The following is a 21,979-nucleotide window of genomic DNA, read 5'->3' on the forward strand; positions in this document are numbered from 1 at the left end:
CGAAACGCTCTGTTCCTTTGGAGCAACCGCTTATTCGGCAGCCATCTTCGGCTCGGCGGCCTCTCCGTAGGGCACGTTGCGGCCACCATAGCGGCGCACGCGTACATTGGCTTGTTCGGCATGACCAACAAAGCCTTCCAGCATGCAAAGGCGTGAACAATATTCGCCCATCAGCGCCGCAGCTTCGTCAGTGAGCACCTTCTGATAGCTGTGGGTCTTCAGATACTTGCCGACCCAAAGTCCACCGGTGTAGCGGCCAGCCTTCTTGGTGGGCAGCGTGTGGTTGGTTCCGATCACCTTGTCGCCATTGGCCACATTGGTGCGGGCGCCCAAGAACAGCGCGCCATAGCAGGTCATGTTCTCCAGGAACCAATCATCGCGGTCGGTCATCACCTGAACATGCTCTGAGGCCACGTCATCGGCAACGGCCAGCATTTCATCATAGGTGTCGCAGACGATCACTTCGCCATAGTCTTCCCAGCTCTTACGGGCGGTTTCGGCGGTGGGCAGCATGCCGAGCAGACGGTCGATTTCCTCAAGCGTATCGCGCGCCAGTTTTTCAGAGTTGGTCAAAAGCACCGCTGGCGAGTTGTAGCCATGCTCAGCCTGACCCAGAAGGTCGGTGGCACAAAGCTCAGCGTCGGCGCCTTGCTCATCGGCGATGACCATTGTCTCTGTTGGGCCTGCAAACAGATCAATACCCACACGACCAAACAGTTGGCGCTTGGCTTCGGCCACAAAGGCATTGCCTGGACCGACCAACATATGCACCGGATCAATGGTCTCTGTGCCAATCGCCATGGCCCCCACCGCCTGGATACCGCCAAGCACGTAAATCTCATGGGCACCGCCAAGCTTCATGGCGGCAATCACAGCGGGGTTCGGCTCGCCCTTGAATGGCGGCGTACAAGCGATGATACGTGGGACACCTGCAACATCAGCGGTCGCCACCGACATGTGCGCTGACGCCACCATCGGAAACTTGCCGCCTGGCACATAGCAACCCACCGACTGCACAGGGATGTTCTTATGGCCCAGGATCACGCCGGGCATGGTCTCCACTTCGATATCGACCATGGAGTTGCGCTGATGCTGGGCGAAAGTGCGCACCTGATCCTGCGCAAACTCGATATCCTCCATGTCGCGCGAGGAAACCTTGTTCATCAGCGCCGTGACGTCGTCATCGGTCAGGCGGAAACGCTCTGGCGTGTAGCCATCGAACTTTTCTGACAGATCACGCACCGCGGCATCGCCACGGGCTTCGATGTCTTTCAACGTGCCTTCAACAATGGCGCGCACCTTGGCATCATCATCAGAGCGCTCCGCCTCAGGCTTGCCGCGTTTCAAATACGTGATCATGACGTGTTCCTCGTCAGTGCGTGTGTCTTGGTCAGGCCTTCAAGGGCCTATGAGGATGTTTCAGCGACCGGTGCCAACCGTGATCGCACAAGCATAAGAGAGAGCAGAACTGCAACCCCCGCCATGGTTGCCGGCCAACTCGGCCAGACCGAGAGAGCAAGCGGCACCGCCCACACCAAGGCTTCGGCTTTGCTGCGTCCCGCCAATTGCTGAACACCAAGCAGGAAGGCAAGCGACATGGTGAACGTAACCCCTGTTACCAATGCCTGACCCACATCAAGCCATGAGCCCTGCATCAAAAGGCCTGGGTAAACAAGGAAAAGGATCGGTAGCAGGTAGGCAATGGCACCCAAGCGAACCGCCTCAAAAGCGACCTTCGGCCACTTTTCCTCCGCGATGGTCGAGGCGACGAACACGCCCACGCACACCGGTGGCGTGATCACCGACAGGGTCGCGTAGTAGAGCACGAAGAAATGCACCGTCAGTGGCGGCAATCCAGCTTGGATGAGCGCAGGGGCGAACACCGCTGCCACGAGAACATAGGCAGCGGAGGTGGGCAGTCCCATGCCTGCAATCAGGCAGACGATGGCCATTACCACCGCGATCAGAGCGATGTTGTTACCGGCGTAGGAAAGAATGATGCTGGTCAGTGTCACGCCGACACCTGTCAAGTTGAGCAACGCAACAAACACCTGTGCTGCGACCAGTAGAATGCCGACGATCACCACACCTTTGCCGCCAGTTACGATGGCGGGGGCCAACTGTTTGATCGCAAACCAGAGCGACTCGCCAGCCGTCATACGCGCGACGATAAACGCAACGATCATCGCCACGATGCCATAGAAGGCAGTGGTCTCAACTGAATTGCCGTTCAGGACACCGTAAACAATGCCGCCCAGTGACGCGATGATGGGTGCAATGCGTCGCCAGTCCAAGGCTTCCTGCCAGGTGGGCATGCCTTCGGTGTCAATGTTGCCGAAGTCGCGCCGTTTGGCGATTACGTGCACGGTCATGAAGATGCCGAGATAAAAAAGGATCGCGGGAATGAGGGCAGCTGCAGCAATCGTCCAGTAGTTCATGCCAACAAGCTCGGCCATCACGAAGGCGGCCGTTCCCATGATGGGGGGAGCGAGCTGCCCACCAGTCGATGCAATGGCTTCCACGCCGCCAGCATAAGCACGTGAGTATTTTAGCTTGCGCATCAGCGGGATGGTAAAGTTGCCGGTGGTTGCAACATTGGCCACCGTCGATCCGGAGATCATGCCGAAAAAGCCGGAGGCGATGGTGGCGATTTTGGCAGCGCCGCCTGGTGATGATCCGCTTGCGCGTGCGGCCAGATCAAAAAAGGTTTTGCCAGCACCTGTGTGCAGCAAAAAAGCACCGAACAGCACGAACGCTGCAAGGGTGGTGGATGCGATGCCCACCAGCATGCCCCAGAGACCAAGGTCGGAAAGGAAAACCGTCTCGGTGACATAGTAGAGGTCAAAACCGCGATGGCCGAACCGTCCAGGAATTTGGTCGCCAAACAGGGCGTAGGCGACCATCAAGCCAACAAGCAATGGGAATAGAAAGGAGACAGTCCGCCGTGCCAGCTCCAAAATCACCACAAGCGTCGCCGCGCCCAGCCAGACATCTGGGTTTTCAGCGAAGGGCCGCTGCACCATGATCTCTTCAAAGCGTGTGATGGTCGAGTAGACAGCGAACCAGACGATGGCGAGCATCGCCACATCGATAACGATGCCGAGCACACGCCACTTTTTGCCACCACCGAGTGGGGTCAGCAGCACCGCAAGTGTGGAAGCAAGCCCAACAAAAATGGAGCGCTGAATAAGGCTTTCAAAAGCTCCAAAGGCTGCGGTGTAAAAAATGAAGCAGCCAAGCACCACCGCGACCGCGATCACGGCTTTTTCCCTGAGCGAGCGGGATTCGACTTCTTCGGTGCCGACCTTGTCGTCAACCTCGATCATGGTGACTGCCCTGTTCTGCCGTTTTCTGGTTATTGGGGCGACACGCGTGCGCATCGCCCCAACAGATTGCGCGCTTACGCGTCGTTACATCGCCGGACGCAGATTGTCGGGCACATCATAGCCAAGCTCCTCAAAGGCACGGATGGCGCCAGGGTGCATGGGCGTTGTGGCGAAATCGACCGTCAACGAACCAATGTCGATGCCTTCAAGAGCTGGGAAGGCAGCTGCCTGAGCTTCTTGGTTTTCAAGCACAGCCTTGGTGATCGCGTAGGCAGTCTCTTCACTCATATCGGGTTGAGCAGACACGGCGATCATGAAGCCCCAGGTGCGGTAAGGTTCATCGCGACCCTGCTGCTCACTGGCTGGCATATCAACAATGGAAAGCTCAGGCAGATTTTCCTGGATTGTTGCAATGCCCGCGTCAGACACCGGCAGCACGCGCAATGGCGTGAGCGTGGCGATATCAGTGGTCAGTGGATCAAAATCGGTGCCAACAGCAGACTTCACAAATCCGTTGAGGCGATCATCCTTGATCAAGTTGGCAAGTTCACCGTTGGTACCGCGCACCCATTCAGGGGTCACACCCAGAAGCTCCATCACCATCTGCGATGTAGCTTCGGTCGAAGACCCGCGCTGGCCAGGGCCAAAACGCTCACCATCCAAGTCTTCAACGGTCTCATAGCCAGAATCCGCACGGCTGATGATCAGCTGTGGCGCCAGAGAGTAAGCCCAGAGAAGCTGGGAGGCGATAGGCTCGCCTTCGAATGTGTTGATGCCTTCATTGGCGTGATAGAGCGCCGGCGTCGTGACCAAGCCAATATCCAACTGACCGCGCGCCATACGACGAAGATTGTCAACCGTGGCACCCGTTTCGACCACAGAGGCTTGGAAGCCCTCAGCGTGATCGTTCACGATCTGCGCGAGAGAAGCGAAGTAGGCATAATGTGAGGATTGAGCGTTGGTCGCACCAAAGGCCAAGCGCTGATCTTGCGCGCTGGCCACGCCGGTCATGAGGCCGAGCGCGAGGCCGGTTGCCGCCATCGTTTTGAAAAATGTCATGTGGTTTCCTCCTGAGAATCGCGCTCTTGATGACGCGGACATGGGGTGTTTGCGCCGCCTAGTGGTTTTACGTAATCCGGCTTTGCATTCGTATGCAATACACGGCACTTGGCGTAGCGGCAAGGCTCTTGCTCAAGCTTTTTGTTCAGACTCGATGATGCAGTGCAGCGACGAACGCCCACGAAACAGGCTTAGACTCAGGGTGATCTAGACCTGATAATAGTCGCGATACCAGGCGACAAAGCGGGCGATGCCTTCTTCAACCGATGTTGACGGTGGGGTATCGATCAAGCGCGAGAGCAAGGTCGCATCGGCCCACGTCATCGGAACATCTCCAGCCTGCATCGGTAGTAAATTCCGCTTCGCTTCGATGCCCAAGGCCTTCTCTATGGCCTCGATAAAGTCAGTGAGTTGCACAGGCTGGTTGTTACCGATGTTGATCACGCGCCAAGGTGCCACAGGCGAAAGACCAAGCGCATCACGGTCTTCGTCTTCGACAGTATCGGGCAATGTAGGTGTCACATCAGCCAAGGCGGCGATGGAGCGCGCAAGATCATCGATGAAAGTGAAATCGCGGCGCATATCGCCGTGATTGTAAACGTCGATGGGGCGCCCCTCGAGGATCGCCTTGGTGAACTTAAACAGCGCCATATCCGGCCTGCCCCAAGGCCCATAGACGGTAAAAAACCGGAACAGGGTCATCGGCACACCATAAAGGTGAGCGTACGAATGGGTCATCGACTCAGCGGCTTTTTTGGTTGCCCCGTAGAACGACATCTGCAGATCAGCTTTCTGGTGCTCGGCGTAAGGCATCTGCGTATTCGCGCCGTAGACCGAGCTTGAAGACGCCATCATCAAATGCTTGGGTGGTGTGGCGCGGGCTGCTTCCAGAACCTCAAGCGTGCCGACCAAGTTGCTGTCCATGTACGAGCGCGGGTTGTCGATAGAGTAGCGCACGCCTGCTTGGGCCGCGAGGTGAATGATAAGGTCGGGTTTCTCCTTGGCCACCAAATCAACCATCACACCTGGGGTTTCAAGGCGCTCTTCAACCGCCTTAAAATGCTGATTTTGAAGCAACCTTTGATGGCGACGCTTTTTGAGTTGAACATCGTAGTAGTCGGTGAGCGCATCGAATCCGACCACCCTATAGCCAGCGTCCAGCAAAGCTTGACTGGTGTGGTAGCCGATAAATCCGGCTGAGCCGGTCACAAGAGCTGTTTTCTGCGCTGCGGCGGTCATGGTTGCTAGTCGACTCCAAAAAGATCGCGGGTAAAGATTTTGTCTTTGACATCAGCCAGTTCGTCAGCCTGCCGGTTGGCAATGATGATGTCGCTCTCTGCTTTGAACTGAGAGAGGTCGCGCACAACCGCCGATCCGAAGAAGTGCACTGCCTCAAGACCCGGCTCATACACAATGACCGGAATGCCCTTGGCTTTGATGCGCTTCATGATGCCCTGGACGGACGAGTCACGGAAATTGTCCGATCCTTCTTTCATGGTCAGGCGATAAACACCCACGCAATCAGGGTTCTTGGCAATGATAGAATCGGCAATGAAATCCTTACGCGTGGTGTTGGCATCCACGATGGCACGGATCAAATTCTGCGGCACGGCGTCATAATTGGCGAGCAACTGTCGGGTATCCTTGGGCAGGCAGTAGCCCCCGTACCCGAAGGATGGATTGTTGTAGTGGTCACCGATACGCGGATCGAGGCTCACGCCCTTGATGATCTGCCGCGTGTCCATACCGGCAATCTGAGCATAGGTGTCCAACTCGTTGAAGTAGGCTACGCGCATGGCAAGATAGGTGTTGGCAAAAAGCTTGATGGCCTCTGCCTCATCGGGGTCCGTCAACACCACCGGAATGTCCGTCTTTATGGCACAGTCTGCCAACATTTGCGCAAACGCCTGCGCTCGATCCGACCTTTCCCCCACCACGATGCGCGACGGGTGGAGATTGTCGTAAAGCGCCTTGCCCTCACGAAGAAACTCCGGCGAATGGACAATCCGGTCAGAGCTGAATTTCTCCCGCAAGCTTGAAACAAGCCCCACCGGAATGGTCGACTTGATGATGATCAGCGCTTCGTCAGTAACGGCCAAAACGTCGGCGATCACAGCCTCAACAGAGGATGTGTCGAACGCATTGGTCTGCGGGTCATAGTTTGTGGGTGTGGCCACGATCACATGGCTGGCCGACCGATAGGCACTTTCAGTGTCTAGAGTGGCTGTCAGATCGAGCGTTTTGTTCGCCAGATAGTCTTCCAACTCCGGATCGCTGATGGGCGATTTGCGCTCGCCTAGCATCTCAACGCGCTCTGCGGAGATATCGCAGGCGATGACAGGAAACTTCTGCGCCAGCAACACCGCATTGGAAAGGCCCACATAGCCAAGCCCGGCGACAGCAAAGTGAACAGACATGATTGATCCTTCAGTGCGGCCAAAAGCTCCTGCCGCTTGCGGCGCACCCTTCGCATAGCCACGCCCGGGTGAGCAAGGCATCAAACGGCGGCCTAACCATTGTGATCCGTCTGTGTTGGGTTTAACTGGGCCAAACGACATATGGAGTGGCCATGAGTGGTCTCCTTGCCCTTCTGGACGATGTTGCAGCCATCGCCAAACTTGCCGCCAGCCAGCTGGATGATGTGGCCGCACAGGCCAGCAAGGCTGGCACAAAAGCCGCAGGCATCGTGATCGACGATGCCGCCGTCACCCCAAAATATGTGACGGGATTACCAGCCACCCGAGAGCTCCCGATCATTTGGAAGATCGCACGCGCCTCATTCTTCAACAAACTGATCATCCTGTTGCCCGTCGCACTGCTGCTCAGCGCTTTTGCGCCCTGGATGCTGACACCCTTGCTGATGCTGGGTGGGTCTTACCTTTGCTATGAGGGCGCGGAGAAGATTGCCCACCTGTTCTCACACAAAAAGCACCATGCAGTGGATACGGAGCATGGGCTTGATGCGGCTCATCTGGAAGAAAAACGAGTGAAGGGGGCTATCAAGACCGACTTCATTCTGTCTGCCGAGATCATGACAATCACCTTATCAGCCATCGAGTTCTGACAGCGTCGTCACGCGTGGCATCACCTTGGCGATCGTGGCCATTGCCATCACCGCGATCGTTTATGGAGCCGTCGCCCTCATCGTAAAGATGGATGATGTCGGTTTGAAGCTGACGCAAGTTGGTCGACTTGAGGCAACGCGTGCTTTTGGCCGCGGTTTGGTTAAAGCCATGCCGATGATCCTGCTGATCATCTCCACTGTCGGCACTGCTGCGATGCTTTGGGTGGGTGGCAGCATCATGGTGCACGGCGTGAAGGACCTAGGGTTCCCGCAAGTCTACGATACGATCCACCACTGGGCTGAGCTGGGTGCTAGCGGCATGGCAACAGCGCAAGGCTTTGTCGAATGGGCCGTCACCGCCGCATTGGATGGTGTGATCGGTCTAGGATGGGGATTGGTCCTCATTCCCATTGTCGCGGCGGGTATCAATCCGTTGGTCAAGCTGGTGACCTCGCGCAGCTAAGCTAAAGGGCTCCGCTACCACCAGCCCAGACGCCCCAGCCGACAAAGATCAGAAAAGCGACAAGTACCTATACAGCAATCAGGATCGGCACTCGCATCAGCCATCGCGTAACTGTAGCAAGTGGCGCTTGGCGCACTCTCCACCACAGCACAACCGCGAAACCGATGGCGACCGCCTGCCAGCCGAGAAATGCACCTGCCCTGTTCATACCCCTGGTGAAACTGGAGCCTGTTGGCTCAATCAGCGCGTAAGCGACAAACGATCCGGCAAACGCAATCCCCCACACAACAAACAGCAGCCAAAGCAGTCGTGAAGTTGTTCTGCTCGATGACTGACCTTTATCCTGCGAAGTTGCCATCCAGCCCCTCCTCAACGGCCAAAAGGAGATCAAGTCTATCGCGGCGCCAATGGCATGCAAACGCTTGCAGGTCGACAGAGCCTGAAATTATTCCGACGCGCGCCAGAAACATCCTAGTCAGATGTCCAAGAACTTTGAATCTATCTCAGTAAAAATTGGTAAGTAATGACCTTACGCATTACGCCAATTCATCACCGTTTGGGGATGTATGTTTCTATATTTTTAACTTCAAAGCTTCATTGCTTGATGCTGAAATCAACTCAGGCACACGGTGGGTGTGAAGCCAATGTTTTCTTTGAAACGCAAATCAAAAGATATGCCGTTGAACGACGTGCCACCTGACACAGCCATAGACATGGCCAGCAACGCCAACGTGACAGAAGAGATCGCGTCAACGTCATGTGATCAAACGTCGAAGACTTTGGTTTCGGTTGCTGAAGCGCTTTCCACTTTTGGTGTGGAAATGGTGGATGTGTCAGGCACCATCGAAACAGCCAACGCTGCCACCACCGGTTTGCAAGAAGCGTTTAACCTGCTCTGCCAAGCTGCCGAAGAAACGCAGGTTCAGACCGGTGTCATCCGGGAGGCCGTCACCACCACCGCGATGGTTGCCAACGCATCGGGCGAGACCATGCAGCGCTCGCGCGAAGCTTTGGGCAAGGCTGCTGATGATATCGCAACCCTGATTGCCTCCGTCACAGAAATCAACAGCCAGCTACAAGGCCTGCAGAGCGCACTTGTCAGCGTGGGCGATGTCTCGCAGTCCATTGATCAAATTGCCCGGCAGACAAACTTGCTGGCGCTCAACGCCACCATCGAAGCAGCTCGTGCTGGAGAGGCAGGTCGCGGTTTTGCTGTGGTCGCCGGTGAGGTGAAACAGCTTGCGTCAGAAACATCGGATGCCACGCAGCAGATCCAGGACACACTGACACAGCTCAATCAAGAGGCCGACGCCCTGATCGGGCTTGGTGAAGGCGCGTTGAGCGGCGTGTCGGCTGTTCAGACAAGCACCAGCGCTTTGGATGAGGTGGTGCAAGAACTGTCAGAAGCTATCGATGAGATCGGTTCATCCTCCAGCGTGGTGGAAACTGGCATTGTTGATATCGAGACGGCGACGCAAGACTTCGCCTCCAACGTCACGACAATGCAGGAAACCGTCACCAGCAACAGCGCGATCCTCGACTCTGCCCACGAGCGGATCGGTAAAGCTGTCGATGACACAGATCGCTTGGTGGGCGTGACTGCAGACAGCGATATCGACACCGAAGAGGGACGCTTCCTCGCCATGGCGCGCGATGCCGTCGAAGCCGTCCAAAGCGCCTTTGCTGCTGAGATCGATGCTGGACGGGCAACCACACGAGACTTCTTTGACCAGGACTATCAGCCAGTGGCTGGTTCCGACCCAGAGCAGGTGACAACCCTCTTCACCGCCATTGCCGATCGCGTCCTGCCAAGCATCCAAGAGCCGGTGGCCCAGAGTCATGATCGCATCGTTTTCTGCGCGTGCGTCGATGTAAACGGCTATCTGCCGACGCACAATGAAGCGTTCAGTAAGCCGCAGGGCGATGATCCCGTGTGGAACGCCGCCAACAGCCGCAACCGACGCATGTTCAATGACAAGGTGGGTCTGCGCGCTGGGCAAAGCACAGAGCCATTCCTCATGCAGTCATACCGACGTGATATGGGCGGCGGCAAATTCACCATCATGAAAGACTTGTCGGTGCCGATTTACGTGCAGGGGCGTCACTGGGGCGCACTGCGCTTAGCCTACAAGGTTTAAGCCCAACCTTATCGGCCTTCCACGCTGGTCCGACTTTCGCCATAGTGCAGCGTCAGGCACACGTCTGATTATGCTCTTGTGCGCAAAGGAAACCGCATGGCCGAAGCACTGCGCCGCGGCGTCAGCCGTCTTGAGACCACCACCAAGCTCACCTTGGCCATTCTTGCCCTGGCCAGTGGCGTTTACACCTATCTGGGTGTGCGCGGCCTGCTGCAAGGCATTGGGCCGGTGGTATTTTTCGGCGCGCTCATCTACTCGACCGCCGTCTCCATCGGCATCTATGCCTTCTGGTCCTACCTCATCCAGTTTGTGCCACATGTGAAGCATGGCAACGAAAAGCGGACCATGCTGATCGCCATGGTGCTCGGCTCGCTGATGATTGTGGCCATGTCATCTTGGCTCAACGCGGCGGCGCTTGCCGGTGGTGCCGCCATCGAACAGCATTTGGCGAATACGACCGAAGAGTATCAATCCAGGCTGTCGGAGGCGCACAACAACGCGCTCGCCGCGCAAGGGTTGCTGCCTGACATTGAGCTTGCCAGCGAACGTTTCCGCAGGCTAGCACAAGAGGAACTGGCGACCGGATCGCTAACCGGGTCATCCGGCTCGGGCACTGTGGTGCAGCTCCTCAATCAAATGTCCGGCCAGTTGGAAGGCCTTGCGGCTGAGGTGCGGGCTGCTCGCGTTGAATCCGATGCGCTGTTCGAGCAAGGCGGCAACTATCTGGGCGATATGCGCCGCATCGTCTCTGCCGCCGGGCCTATTGAACCACGTGCTATCGCCTATGCCGAAGAAGCTGTGGCGCTGACCGGTATCATCGCGGCTCTGTCTGAAACCTCCATTGCACCTGCGGTGCGACGGGCGGCAGAAGACCTCTCAGCGGCGTTCGTGGCGCCAGAGGTGGACGGCGGAACGCAAGACCTCGCCTCGCGTCAGGCTGCTATCGTCTCTCGGGTGGAGTCGGCCATTGAGGTGCAGTCCAATGCACTGGCCAGCGCCGCTGATGCCATTCTGGCCAGAGAGCCTGTTGTGCCGGTGCGCTTCGTACCGCTTTCCACGCCCGAAGCTGTGCTGCTTTACGCCGAAGATTTTTTGCCCTCCTGGGCCGGTGCCATTTCCATCGATCTCCTGCCTGCGGTGCTGATCCTGATCCTGGCTGGTGTGCATTCGGCCATCCGCCGGGAAGAGGGAGAGGAAATGGATGCCCATCACGTGACAGTGCACGAGATGAACCAGGCGCTAAAACTCTACAATGCCATGCAGCTGGTGCAGCCCGTTCAAGCGCCGCCTAACCCACCTGACCCGGAGCCCGATGCCGCACCCGAACCAGAGGAAGACGAACGCGAGCGCGCTGAGCAGGCCGATATCAATCAGCCGGGTGTGACACCACTACCCACCGCTCGACCCACCATCACGCGGGATCGATAAGCGTGGCCCAGAATAGTGTCAGCGATAGCAAGTTCGACACCAGCGATCTTGTGCTTGGCATCTTGTTCACCGCGCTGGTCCTTGGATCAGCGGCGGCGCTTGCTTATGATTTCCGCTCGCTTCTCGGTGAGCAACAGGCCTTTGAAACGGGCAACCCGTTTGGCAATCCAGGCCGCGTGGATTTTGGCCCGCGACGGACGCCCGGCAATGATGATCAGGTACGCCGCTACGATCCGCGCTCCGCGCCCGCGCGACGTTCAGATCAGCAGGTTGCTTTGCCTGGCTTTGAGGGTGACCCAGATGATGCAATCTCGTCTTCGATCACTTTCCATATGGGCGAGAATGGCACGGCCAGCGCCGTCGGGCGCATTGATCCAGGGAGCTACGTGGCGTTCGAAGAATTCATCGACGCCAGCCCAGAACTGACCGCCCTCACCTTCCATTCTCCTGGCGGCAGCGTGCGCGATGCAATTGCGATGGCCGAACTGCTCCGCGAGCGCGAGATCAACACCGCGGTCGCCCGCCACGGCTACTGCGCCTCCTCCTGCCCGCTCGCTTTTTCTGGCGGGGTTGAGCGGTCTCTGCCCGACCCGGTTTGGTTCGGCGTACACCAGGTGTTCACATCGGACGCTGAAATCGGAACGCTTCAAGATGGCATGTCTGGCGCGCAGCACATCTCATCAGAGGCGCAGCAATTGCTGGTGGATATGGGTGTTGATCCGCGCGCTTGGATCCACGCCATGGCAACGCCCAAAGAGCAGCTTTACCTGTTCAGTCAGGAAGAACTGGCCGATCTAGACTGGGTGACCAACTAGGCCTTGAGTGCTTTGGCGTGGTGGGCCATGTGCTCGCCGATAAAGCTGGAGACAAAATAATAGGAATGGTCGTAGCCTTCGCGCATGCGGATACTGACCTCCTGGCCAGCCTCGGCACACGCATCGCCAAACAGCTGCGGACGCAGTTGCTCGTCAAGGAAGTTATCGGCAGCACCCTGATCGATCAGAATGTGCGCCTTGGTGGTCGCCTGTTTCACCAGCTCGCACGCGTCATGCTTGGCCCATTGCGTGGTATCGCTGCCGAGATACGCTGTGAACGCCTTCTGGCCCCATGGCACCTGTGTTGGCGCGACAATGGGTGAAAACGCGCTGACGCTCACGTAAGAGTCACGGTATTTCAGATGCAGCGTCAGTGCACCGTGCCCGCCCATGGAATGGCCGGTGATGCCTTGACGCGCCATATCGGCATTGGGAAATCGCTCTCCGATCAATGCCGGCAGTTCTTTGGTGACATAGGTCTCCATCTGGAAGTGCTCTGCCCAAGGGTCTTGTGTCGCATCAACATAGAAGCCAGCGCCCTGCCCCAGATCATAACCCTCATCATCGGCGACCCCCTCGCCGCGTGGCGAAGTATCCGGAAAGACAACCATGGTGCCGTGCTCCGCGGCGTAGCGCTGGATGCCGGACTTCTCATTCACATTGGCCCATGTGCAGGTAAGGCCGGAGAGATACCAAAGCACCGGCACCGGCCCGCTAGCTGCTTGCGGAGGGGAATAAACCGCGAAGCGCATGGTGCTGTTGCACGCATCCGAGGCATGGTCGAACACTTCGACCTTGCCACCGAACGAGGCGATGGCTTGAACGGGCTGAAGCGCCATCAATAGAGCACCACTGACCTGATCGATTCACCCGCATGCATCAAGTCAAAGCCCTTGTTGATGTCATCCAGCGGCATGGTATGCGTGATCAGGCTGTCGATATCGATGCGGCCCTCCATGTACATATCGACGATTTTCGGCACGTCCGTGCGCCCCCTCGCCCCGCCGAACGCGGAACCGCGCCACACACGCCCTGTGACCAACTGGAACGGACGGGTGGAGATTTCGGCGCCTGCTGGCGCCACGCCAATGATGATGCTTTCGCCCCAACCCTTGTGGCAGCATTCGAGCGCAGCGCGCATCACCTCGGTGTTGCCGATGCACTCAAAAGAGTAGTCCGCGCCACCGCCAGTGAGTTCCACCAGATGACCCACCAGATCGCCGGAAATCTCTTTCGGGTTCACATAGTGCGTCATGCCGAACTGCTCAGCGATCGCGCGTTTGGCAGGGTTGGTATCCACGCCAACAATCTGTCTGGCGCCAATAAGTTTCAGACCCTGGATCACATTGAGACCAATGCCGCCAAGACCGAAAACCACAGCGGTGGAGTTGGGCTCCACTTTGGCGGTGAACATCACAGCACCGACGCCAGTGGTGACGCCGCAGCCGATGTAGCAGATCTTGTCGAACGGCGCGTCTTTGCGGACCTTGGCAAGCGATATTTCTGGCAGCACTGAATAGTTGGAGAAGGTCGAGCAGCCCATATAGTGAAGCAGCTTTTCGCCCTTGTAGCTAAAACGGCTGGTGCCATCGGGCATCACCCCTTGGCCTTGGGTCGCGCGGATTTTCTGGCAGAGGTTCGTCTTGCCATTCAGGCAATAGTCGCACTCGCGGCACTCAGGCGTGTAGAGCGGAATCACATGGTCACCGACCTTCACCGAGGTGACTCCGGGGCCGGTTTCGACCACAACGCCTGCACCCTCATGGCCGAGAATCGCGGGGAAGGCGCCTTCTGGGTCAGCGCCTGAAAGCGTGAACTCATCGGTGTGGCAGATGCCGGTGGCCTTGATCTCCACCAGCACTTCGCCGGCTTTCGGGCCTTCCAGATCAACCTCGACCACTTCCAATGGCTTGCCTGCTTCAAAGGCGACGGCTGCACGCGTTTTCATGGTTCACTCCCCCGATTGATTTTTCTAAGAGCTACAGACCAGACGCCGACATCGCAAGCATCAACTAATTCTGATTGACGTACCTCAAAAAGCCATCCTACCCTTACGGCCTATAAAAGATGCACTGGCAAAGGCACGCAAGGCAGGGATGGGAAAACCCACAGTTCATGACATTGCAGAGGAGGCTGGCGTAAGCCTGGCTACCGTCGACCGCGTGCTTAACGAGCGCCCAGGCGTGCGCTCAATGACAGCAAGACGAGTCCACAACGCCATCGATAAGTTGGGGTATGTGCGCGATGTGCACGCTGCCAACTTGGCGCGTGGACGGCAGTATCGCTTTGCGTTTGTTCTTCCCGAAGGCGAAAGCCAGTTTCTCAAAGCCTTGCGCGATGCCATTGAAGAAGCCGGCGCGGGCCTGCGGCTGGATCGTGCTGAGCTGGAAACCATTGAAGTGCCGCTGAACGATTCGGTGGGCATGATACGCGCGTTGGAAACCCTGCAAGCCCAACAGATCGATGGCCTGGCGATTATGGCCAATGAAACGCCTGTTGTGCGCGATATGCTGGCACACATGAAAGAAAGCGGCATCGCGGTCGTCACCCTTGTCAGTGACCAACCGAACGCCGAACGCGACCATTTTGTCGGCATCGATAATGTCGCCGCAGGGCGAACCGCAGGGGTTCTAATGGGCCGCTTTGTCGGTGGACGGTCTGGAAAAATCATTGTCGTGGTCAACACGACCCATGCGCGCGATATGGTGCAACGACGCCTGGGATTTGATGCTGTCATGCGCGAGCAGTTTCCCGCGCTTGATGCCCTGCCCTCATTGGAAGGACATGATCAACTTGAGCGCACCATCCAGGTGATTGATCGCTCGCTTGCCAGCCATGATGATGTGGTGGGTATCTACTGCGCGGGGGCTGGTACACGGGGCGTTACCAAAGTGATTGCCGATCATGGCTTGGCGGACAAGCTTGTTGTGATCGGCCATGAGCTCACCACCCACTCTGAGCAGGGGCTGCGAGACGGCCTTTTGGATGTGGTGATTACACAGAATGTGGGCCACCTGGTGCGCAGTGCCACGCGTGTGTTGCGTGCCAAATGCGATGGCCGTGAGATCATTGAAAGCCAGGAACGCATCCGCATTGAGATTGTACTGCGGGAAAACCTTCCCTAAGCATCAGACCATGTTGAGACGCAGCAAATGCGCCAACCCAATCCATCACTCGGGAGACCAACCGCATGAAAACCATCAAAGGGCCCGCGCTGTTCTTGGCGCAGTTTGCCGGCGACGACGCGCCGTTCAACTCGCTCGACGCCATCACAAAATGGGCAGCTGAGTGCGGCTATCTCGGTGTCCAAATGCCAAGCTGGGACAAGCGCCTTTTCGACCTGGACAAGGCCGCGGAAAGCGAAGGCTATTGCCAAGAGGTGCTGGGCAAGGCCGCTGAAAACGGTGTGACGATCACCGAGCTTTCCACACATCTGCAAGGACAGTTGGTGGCGGTGCACCCAGCCTACGACGCAGCCTTTGATGGCTTTGCCGATCCATCGGTGCACGGTAACCCAGATGCTCGCCAAGCCTGGGCGGTGGACCAAGTGATGAAGGCGATCACGGCGTCGAAGAATATGGGCCTCACCGCACATGTGTCCTTCTCCGGTGCGCTTGCCTGGCCCTATGTCTATCCCTGGCCGCAGCGCCCTGCCGGTTTGGTGGAAGCCGCATTTGATGAGCTCGCCAAGCGTTGGCGGCCGATCCTAGATCATGCCGAAGAGAACGGGGTGGACATCTGTTATGAAATCCATCCAGGCGAGGATTTGCACGATGGGATTTCGTTCGAGATGTTCCTGGAGCGTGTGAACAACCACGCCCGCTGCAATATGCTCTATGATCCTTCGCACTACGTGCTGCAGCACATGGATTACCTGGACAACATCGACATCTATCACGAGCGGATCAAGATGTTCCACGTGAAGGATGCCGAACTGAACCCGACCGGGCGGCAAGGCGTCTATGGTGGCTATCAAAGCTGGGTAGATCGCGCCGGGCGCTTCCGCTCGCTGGGTGATGGCCAAGTGGATTTCAAACAGGTTTTCTCCAAGCTCACCCAGTACGATTTTGACGGTTGGGCCGTCGTCGAATGGGAATGCGCCATGAAGCATCCTGAAGACGGCGCGCGTGAGGGCGCACAGTTCGTGAAGGATCACATCATTCGCGTAACGGAACGCGCCTTTGACGATTTTGCCGATGGTGGAACAGATGATGCGGCAAACCGCACAATGCTTGGAATTGGAGGCTGACCCATGGCGATTGAAGGCAAATCAGAGCAGAACGCGGGACGGATCCGCCTCGGCATGGTGGGTGGCGGGCGCGATGCCTTCATCGGAGGTGTGCACCGGATCGCCAGCCGCATTGATGATCGTTTCGAGTTGGTGGCCGGCGCCTTTTCATCCACGCCGGAGAAATCCAAAGCCTCTGGCGCTGACCTCGGGCTTGATCAGTCGCGTGTCTATGATGACTTCACCGCCATGGCCAAGCGCGAGGCACGGCTGAAAGATGGCATCGACGCGGTGGCCATCGTCACGCCCAACCATATGCACTACCCGGTGGCGCGTGAGTTCTTGAAACGCGGCATCCATGTGATCTGCGATAAGCCACTCACGGCGACGCTTGGCGAAGCGAAAAAGATGGTCGCGGCGGCTGAGAAGTCGGATGCGGTGTTTGTTCTCACCCACAATTATACCGGCTATCCCATGGTGCGACAGGCCCGCGAGATGGTCGCCGCCGGGGAGCTCGGCACGCTGCGCGTTGTGCAAGCTGAGTATCCGCAGGATTGGCTGACCGAACCGTTGGAGCAGACCGGCATGAAACAGGCGGCCTGGCGCACAGACCCCGCGCAGTCCGGCGCCGGCGGCTGCATCGGCGATATCGGCACCCATGCGTTCAACCTTGCCTCGTTCGTGTCGGGCTTGGAGCTTGACGAGCTGTGCGCGGAACTCACAAGCTTTGTTGATCGTCGCCGGGTGGATGACAACGCCAATGTGATGCTGCGCTTCAAGGGCGGTGCACGGGGCATGCTCTGGTCAAGCCAAGTGGCACCAGGCAATGAGAACGCGCTGAAGCTGCGCGTCTATGGCGAGAAAGGCGGCCTGGAGTGGAGTCAGGAGGACCCCAACTATCTCTGGTTCACACCGCTGGGTGAGCCCAAGCGGCTGATCACACGTGGCGGCGCTGGATCAGGCGAGGCTGCGGCCCGGGCGACCCGCGTGCCACCTGGTCACCCTGAAGGCTATCTGGAAGGCTTTGCGACGATCTACAGTGAAGCGGCCGAAGCGATCCACGCGGCACAGGCTGGCGAATCTGTCTCCTCCGATGTGGTGTATCCCACCGTGCAGGATGGGCTGATCGGCGTTGCGTTTGTCGATGCTTGTGTGCGCTCATCCGGTCGCAATGGAGCCTGGGTCAGCTTGAACCTTTAAGCGGAAACATGAGCCCTGCAGAGAGAAAAGAGAGTGGAGCAATGATCAGGCTTGTGCATCGACTCGGTGGGGTTGCTCTTCTTGCGATGCTGTTCGCGACACCAGCATCAGCGACGGCCACTCTGGCCTGCGTTGGCGTCGACGACCACCAGGTGCACGTCACGCTGACACTGGGCAGCGTCCCCGTCTTAGCCGTTGTCAACGCAACCATCGAAACACCTTCGGGCACCTATGCGATGCTGCCGGGCGACGGGCATACTGAAATCATCGTCGGCCAAGCCTTCGGTACACCCGATGGACTCTCGGTCGATTTCGCCGATCCAAACGTCCAAGACATCCTGGTCACATTGCGCACCCTGCAAGCCTATCGCGACCGGCAAGCCGCTCATGTTGGGATACTCGCCATCGGGGATCGTGATGTGTATGCGGTCACCTGCGAAAGCTAGGCGCCGCAAAGGTCACGCTTTTGGGGAGAACAGCAGTTTGAGGTATGAGCGCAGCAACATGATCTGCTCAGAGGCGCTGTTATGCTCTCGCAAGGCGCGCTGAAGCACCAGACCGCCCTCAACAACGCTGGAAACCATATCGCCCAGCGCGTCCATGTTGACCGCGTCGCGCGGCTCATAAACGGCAGCGATCTCCTCGAACATGGTGCGAAAGCGACGACGCCACCCAAGAATGGCCTCACGGTTCAAGTCCTGCACGCCCTTGTCGAATAGGCGATCTTGATAGGCCGTGGACGCAATGACACACCCGGGATGGCCGTCGGGCATATCGGCCAACATCTCCGCCAGCATTTTCAGACCGATCAGCATCGAGTGTAGCGGATCATCGTTCAGCTCCGCCGCGCGCGCGAAGATATCGTCATAGAGCGCGTTCTCGGCGTCAATGTAGCGCTCCAGCATGGCCCGGGCGAGCGCGTTCTTATCCTTGAAGTGGTAGAAGAAGCCACTGCGGGAGATCTCAGCGCCCGCCACGATCTCTTCAATCGAGGTCGCCTCAAAGCCTTTTTCCAGCACGGAGGCTTCAGCAATATCGAGAATCTTGGAACGGGTGTTGGTTTTCTCGGTCATCGGTTTTGTTCCAACTGTACCGTGAGTGCAGTCATCCCGGGCCGTGGAGTGACTGGCCATACAACAATCCAGCTTAACCTTTGATTGCATTGCGAAAAAATCATCACACCAACCAAACCACGCGGCCACTATCGTCTGATGGGTACTGCAATCTACTCCTTGCGGCAATCATTGAAGGAGTAATGCTATGCGAACTGAACACCTCTCAAACGCCCAACGCTTTTATCTTGCCGATGGTGGCTTGGAGACATTCATGATCTTCGACAAAGGTCATGACCTCCCCTGCTTTTCTGCTGCCGCCTTGCTGGATAGCGATGTTGGACGCCGCGATCTGACCGCTTACTACGAGACCTATATCGGCCTCGCACGCGCATCGGGCCGTGGCTTTGTTATCGATGCGCCAACGTGGCGTGCTGGTGTTGCCTGGGCGGAACCGCTTGGCCTGTCAGTTGATGACGTCTTGGCGATCAACACACGTGCGGTCGCCTTTGTCTCTGCCATCCGAGATCAGCATGAAAGTGGCACACTGCCTATTGTTCTGAACGGTTTGGTGGGTCCGGCAGGCGATGCCTATGCACCTGGCACGCTGCTCAGCGACGGTGAAGCATTCGAGATCCATACGCCGCAAGTGCATGCGCTTGGCAAAGCTGGTGTGGATATGATCAGCGCGATGACGCTGACCAACGCTGACGAAGCGAGTGGCATGGCACGCGCGGCCAAAGAAATTGATCTACCGGTTGTCCTTGCCTTCACACTGGAAACCGATGGTCGCCTGCCGTCCGGCCAGCCGCTGCATGAGGCGATTGCTCAGGTAGACGCCGCTACAGGGTCAGCGCCGCTCTATTACATGATCAACTGTGCCCATCCGGACCATTTCCGCGATGTGCTCGATGACAGCGCAGCTTGGACATCTCGTATTGGCGGCATCCGCTGCAATGCTTCACGGATGAGCCATGCCGAGCTGGATGAAGCTGAAGAGTTGGATGATGGAAACCCCGTTGAACTGAGCGATCTGAGCATGGAGCTTCTAAAACTGCTGCCAAATGTTCGCGTTGTCGGTGGCTGTTGTGGCACCGATCATCGCCATGTCGGCTGCATGGCCCATCACCACGATGTTCGCTCTGCGGCCTAGCCCCTAATCGCCCCATGCCTGGGCGGCTTCTCTGCCCAGGCCCCCGCTTCCCCTCCAAGAGTTTGAGTGAAACACAATGTCCCCATCACCTCGTATCCGTCCGGCCGAGCCATCCGACGCGCCCACCCTTGCCAAGCTGATTGATATTGCTGGCGAGGGCATCCCACGCTGGCTCTGGAGTCGATCCAGCTCCGATCGCCAAGACCCGCTGGACGTTGGCGCGGAGCGCGCGCATCGCACCGAAGGTGGCTTTTCCTATCGCAACGCGCTTGTCGCAGAGCGGGACGGTCGGCCGATCGGCATGGTGCTCAGCTATGCTATCGACACGGCACCTGACGACGATCCCGATGATCTGCCTGCACCTATCGCGCCCTTCGTCGAGTTAGAGGCTCAATCGGTTGGCACATGGTACGTCAATGCGCTGGCCGTTTCGGCTGGCTGGCGCGGCGCAGGCGTCGGCTCAGCGCTTATGCAAGCTGCTGAAGATCTAGCGCTAAAGGCTGGGTACGGATCGATGAGTATCCAGGTTTACTCGCAGAATGCGGGTGCAGTGCAGCTCTATCAGCGACTTGGCTACCGCGATCATGCGCGAGCACGCGTACGCGAGCACCCTTGCCAACCCTACTATGATGAGGATGTTCTGCTTCTGCTCAAGCCTTTGAACTCCTAGGGCATCAACACCAAAGCCGTCGATGCTCGCCGCCTAAGCGGCCTTGACCAACGTCAGCTTTGCTGACGGATCACCAAAGACCACAACACGGTTTCGACCAGCGGCTTTGGCTTGGTAGAGCGCCTGGTCTGCCTTATCCAAGACGGCCGTCATGTCGGGCTCCAGGCCCGGCTTGGCGATGCTCAGGCCAAAGGATGCCGTGACACCTGGAATGGATGGATCAGCTGCTGTTTCCATTTGAATGGCGACCCGCAGAGCTTCAGCGCGCACGCGCAGTGTTTTTGTGTCGCTGGCCGGGATGAGCACCAACAACTCTTCACCACCCCACCGAACGATCAGATCGGTTATGCGCACCTCTTTGCGCAGGGCGCGAACAACGGCTTGCAAGACCAGGTCACCGACTGCGTGCCCATGCTCGTCATTGACTTGCTTGAAATGATCAAGGTCCAAAAGCACCACACCCATCGTGCTGCGCCAGCTGTTTTTAACGAAGTAAGAAATCGCGGCGCGACGTGTGGCGGCACCGGTCAGCGGGTCGGTTTCAACATCGCGTACAAGTTCGCGTTCAAGACGCCGCGCATTGTCGAGCAGTCCGGCGAAACGCACGCCAAAATACAGGATGCCCACAAGCACCGCTGCCATCTGCGCCGTGTAGAGAAGCGCGAAGCTTGCCCCATCGGAAAACTGCATTGAGCGCAGGGCAAGTGGCATGATGCAGGCCAATCCCACCCACAGCATGACCTGGCGACGAACAAGACGGCCGGCAGGGGTGTCACTTAGGATCAACCTGAAGCCAGAGCGGCGGCTGAAGCGCAGCAGGTTGGCCAGACCGATGCCAAAAATCGCAAGCGCTGTTGGCGCGGCCATTTCACCATAAAAATTGTGATTGCCAAGCACCAATCCGTTCAGCGCAACACAGGCCATGAACACACCACCGATGGCAACAGTCATGCCGACCTTGGGTTGGTATTGGCGTAGCAATTGGCCGGAGGCTACCAAGGCGAACCCAATGGCTGTGTTCCAACCCATAGAACCCAGGCGAACATCCGGGACCAGTTGGTTGATGAATGGCCCAAGCCACGGTTTAACCGCCGCCAACACAAGCACCCCTACCCACATGGAGCGTTCAAGAGGCGTGCTTGTGCGCAATGGGCGCTGGCTCAACGTCGCGATCATGGCCAGCAGCAGGCAGGTCCATGTCAGTGGATGGGTACGCGGGGCATGTCCCTCAGCGTAAAGCTGATCAAACAGACCAAACAGAGTGTCGAGTGGCGCAACAATAAGGACCAAGGCGGCCATCAGGAGGCCCGCGATGCGAACCTGACCAGCGATCAGAACGGGCTTCATCCTTTGGCCATGCTTGTTAGGGGCCATAGTTGTTGC

Annotated in this window: 19 protein-coding genes and 1 pseudogene; 10 read left to right on the top strand and 10 right to left on the bottom strand. The window is 57.8% G+C overall.

The window, feature by feature from the left end:
- Positions 1-30: 30 nt before the first annotated feature.
- The 5 genes from hisD to ABWH92_RS18135 form a co-directional block, all read right to left on the bottom strand.
- A complete protein-coding gene (gene hisD, locus ABWH92_RS18115) occupies positions 31-1,359 on the bottom strand; it encodes a histidinol dehydrogenase (RefSeq protein ID WP_375570801.1) in 1,329 nt (442 codons plus the stop codon).
- A 47-nt stretch (positions 1,360-1,406) separates the two neighbouring features.
- Complete coding sequence (locus ABWH92_RS18120) at positions 1,407-3,326, bottom strand: TRAP transporter permease (RefSeq protein ID WP_375570803.1); 1,920 nt, start codon at positions 3,324-3,326, stop codon at positions 1,407-1,409.
- Between the two features lie 84 nt (positions 3,327-3,410).
- Entirely contained in the window at positions 3,411-4,385 is a 975-nt protein-coding gene (locus tag ABWH92_RS18125; protein ID WP_375570805.1) for a TAXI family TRAP transporter solute-binding subunit, read from the bottom strand.
- Positions 4,386-4,592: 207 nt separating this feature from the next.
- Entirely contained in the window at positions 4,593-5,624 is a 1,032-nt protein-coding gene (locus tag ABWH92_RS18130) for an NAD-dependent epimerase/dehydratase family protein (RefSeq protein ID WP_375570807.1), read from the bottom strand.
- 5 nt (positions 5,625-5,629) lie between these two features.
- Positions 5,630-6,802 carry a nucleotide sugar dehydrogenase gene (locus ABWH92_RS18135; protein ID WP_375570811.1) on the bottom strand — a complete coding sequence of 391 codons (1,173 nt, stop codon included), beginning with the start codon at positions 6,800-6,802 and terminating at the stop codon, positions 5,630-5,632.
- 152 nt (positions 6,803-6,954) lie between these two features.
- Here ABWH92_RS18135 and ABWH92_RS18140 point away from each other — a divergent pair.
- A pseudogene (locus ABWH92_RS18140) lies at positions 6,955-7,912 on the top strand (DUF808 domain-containing protein).
- Between the two features lie 67 nt (positions 7,913-7,979).
- On the opposite strand, the gene ABWH92_RS18145 reads toward ABWH92_RS18140, so the two are convergent.
- The gene (locus ABWH92_RS18145; RefSeq protein ID WP_375570813.1) at positions 7,980-8,270 is read right to left on the bottom strand and encodes a hypothetical protein; all 291 of its coding nucleotides are present in this window, start codon (positions 8,268-8,270) and stop codon (positions 7,980-7,982) included.
- 322 nt (positions 8,271-8,592) lie between these two features.
- Here ABWH92_RS18145 and ABWH92_RS18150 point away from each other — a divergent pair, with 322 nt between their 5' ends.
- The 3 genes from ABWH92_RS18150 (at position 8,593) to ABWH92_RS18160 (ending at position 12,293) form a co-directional block, all read left to right on the top strand.
- Positions 8,593-10,050 carry a methyl-accepting chemotaxis protein gene (locus ABWH92_RS18150; RefSeq protein ID WP_375570815.1) on the top strand — a complete coding sequence of 486 codons (1,458 nt, stop codon included), beginning with the start codon at positions 8,593-8,595 and terminating at the stop codon, positions 10,048-10,050.
- Between the two features lie 96 nt (positions 10,051-10,146).
- Positions 10,147-11,478: a hypothetical protein gene (locus ABWH92_RS18155; protein ID WP_375570817.1), complete on the top strand. Its 1,332-nt coding sequence runs from the start codon at positions 10,147-10,149 to the stop codon at positions 11,476-11,478.
- 2 nt (positions 11,479-11,480) lie between these two features.
- Positions 11,481-12,293, top strand: coding sequence for a hypothetical protein (locus ABWH92_RS18160; RefSeq protein ID WP_375570819.1), 813 nt, complete (start codon positions 11,481-11,483; stop codon positions 12,291-12,293).
- Here the strand turns inward: ABWH92_RS18160 and fghA are convergent.
- Both fghA and ABWH92_RS18170 read right to left on the bottom strand, forming a co-directional pair.
- A complete protein-coding gene (gene fghA / locus ABWH92_RS18165) occupies positions 12,290-13,132 on the bottom strand; it encodes an S-formylglutathione hydrolase (protein WP_375570821.1) in 843 nt (280 codons plus the stop codon). The genes ABWH92_RS18160 and fghA overlap by 4 nt on opposite strands.
- Complete coding sequence (locus tag ABWH92_RS18170) at positions 13,132-14,241, bottom strand: S-(hydroxymethyl)glutathione dehydrogenase/class III alcohol dehydrogenase (protein ID WP_375570823.1); 1,110 nt, start codon at positions 14,239-14,241, stop codon at positions 13,132-13,134. Before ABWH92_RS18170 ends, fghA begins: the two co-directional genes overlap by 1 nt.
- A 148-nt stretch (positions 14,242-14,389) precedes the next feature.
- On the opposite strand from ABWH92_RS18170, the gene ABWH92_RS18175 reads away from it, so the two are divergent.
- From ABWH92_RS18175 to ABWH92_RS18190, 4 genes are all read left to right on the top strand, one after another.
- Positions 14,390-15,418 carry a LacI family DNA-binding transcriptional regulator gene (locus ABWH92_RS18175; protein ID WP_375570824.1) on the top strand — a complete coding sequence of 343 codons (1,029 nt, stop codon included), beginning with the start codon at positions 14,390-14,392 and terminating at the stop codon, positions 15,416-15,418.
- A gap of 65 nt (positions 15,419-15,483) precedes the next feature.
- The gene (locus ABWH92_RS18180; RefSeq protein ID WP_375570826.1) at positions 15,484-16,542 is read left to right on the top strand and encodes a sugar phosphate isomerase/epimerase family protein; all 1,059 of its coding nucleotides are present in this window, start codon (positions 15,484-15,486) and stop codon (positions 16,540-16,542) included.
- A 3-nt stretch (positions 16,543-16,545) separates the two neighbouring features.
- Positions 16,546-17,721, top strand: a complete 1,176-nt coding sequence (locus tag ABWH92_RS18185) for a Gfo/Idh/MocA family protein (RefSeq protein ID WP_375570828.1) — start codon at positions 16,546-16,548, stop codon at positions 17,719-17,721.
- Between the two features lie 41 nt (positions 17,722-17,762).
- Complete coding sequence (locus tag ABWH92_RS18190; RefSeq protein ID WP_375570830.1) at positions 17,763-18,167, top strand: hypothetical protein; 405 nt, start codon at positions 17,763-17,765, stop codon at positions 18,165-18,167.
- 12 nt (positions 18,168-18,179) lie between these two features.
- Here the strand turns inward: ABWH92_RS18190 and ABWH92_RS18195 are convergent, their stop codons facing one another.
- Positions 18,180-18,794 carry a TetR/AcrR family transcriptional regulator gene (locus ABWH92_RS18195; protein WP_375570832.1) on the bottom strand — a complete coding sequence of 205 codons (615 nt, stop codon included), beginning with the start codon at positions 18,792-18,794 and terminating at the stop codon, positions 18,180-18,182.
- Positions 18,795-18,981: 187 nt separating this feature from the next.
- On the opposite strand from ABWH92_RS18195, the gene ABWH92_RS18200 reads away from it, so the two are divergent.
- Together ABWH92_RS18200 and ABWH92_RS18205 are read left to right on the top strand one after the other, a co-directional pair.
- Positions 18,982-19,926: a homocysteine S-methyltransferase family protein gene (locus ABWH92_RS18200; RefSeq protein ID WP_375570834.1), complete on the top strand. Its 945-nt coding sequence runs from the start codon at positions 18,982-18,984 to the stop codon at positions 19,924-19,926.
- 76 nt (positions 19,927-20,002) lie between these two features.
- Positions 20,003-20,596, top strand: a complete 594-nt coding sequence (locus tag ABWH92_RS18205) for a GNAT family N-acetyltransferase (RefSeq protein WP_375570836.1) — start codon at positions 20,003-20,005, stop codon at positions 20,594-20,596.
- Between the two features lie 33 nt (positions 20,597-20,629).
- Here the strand turns inward: ABWH92_RS18205 and ABWH92_RS18210 are convergent, their stop codons facing one another.
- Positions 20,630-21,943, bottom strand: a complete 1,314-nt coding sequence (locus ABWH92_RS18210) for a diguanylate cyclase (protein ID WP_375570838.1) — start codon at positions 21,941-21,943, stop codon at positions 20,630-20,632.
- Between the last annotated feature and the right edge of the window lie 36 nt (positions 21,944-21,979).

Source organism: Ahrensia marina, assembly GCF_042140245.1.
In the GTDB taxonomy this organism is placed as follows: Bacteria; Pseudomonadota; Alphaproteobacteria; order Rhizobiales; family MH13; genus MH13.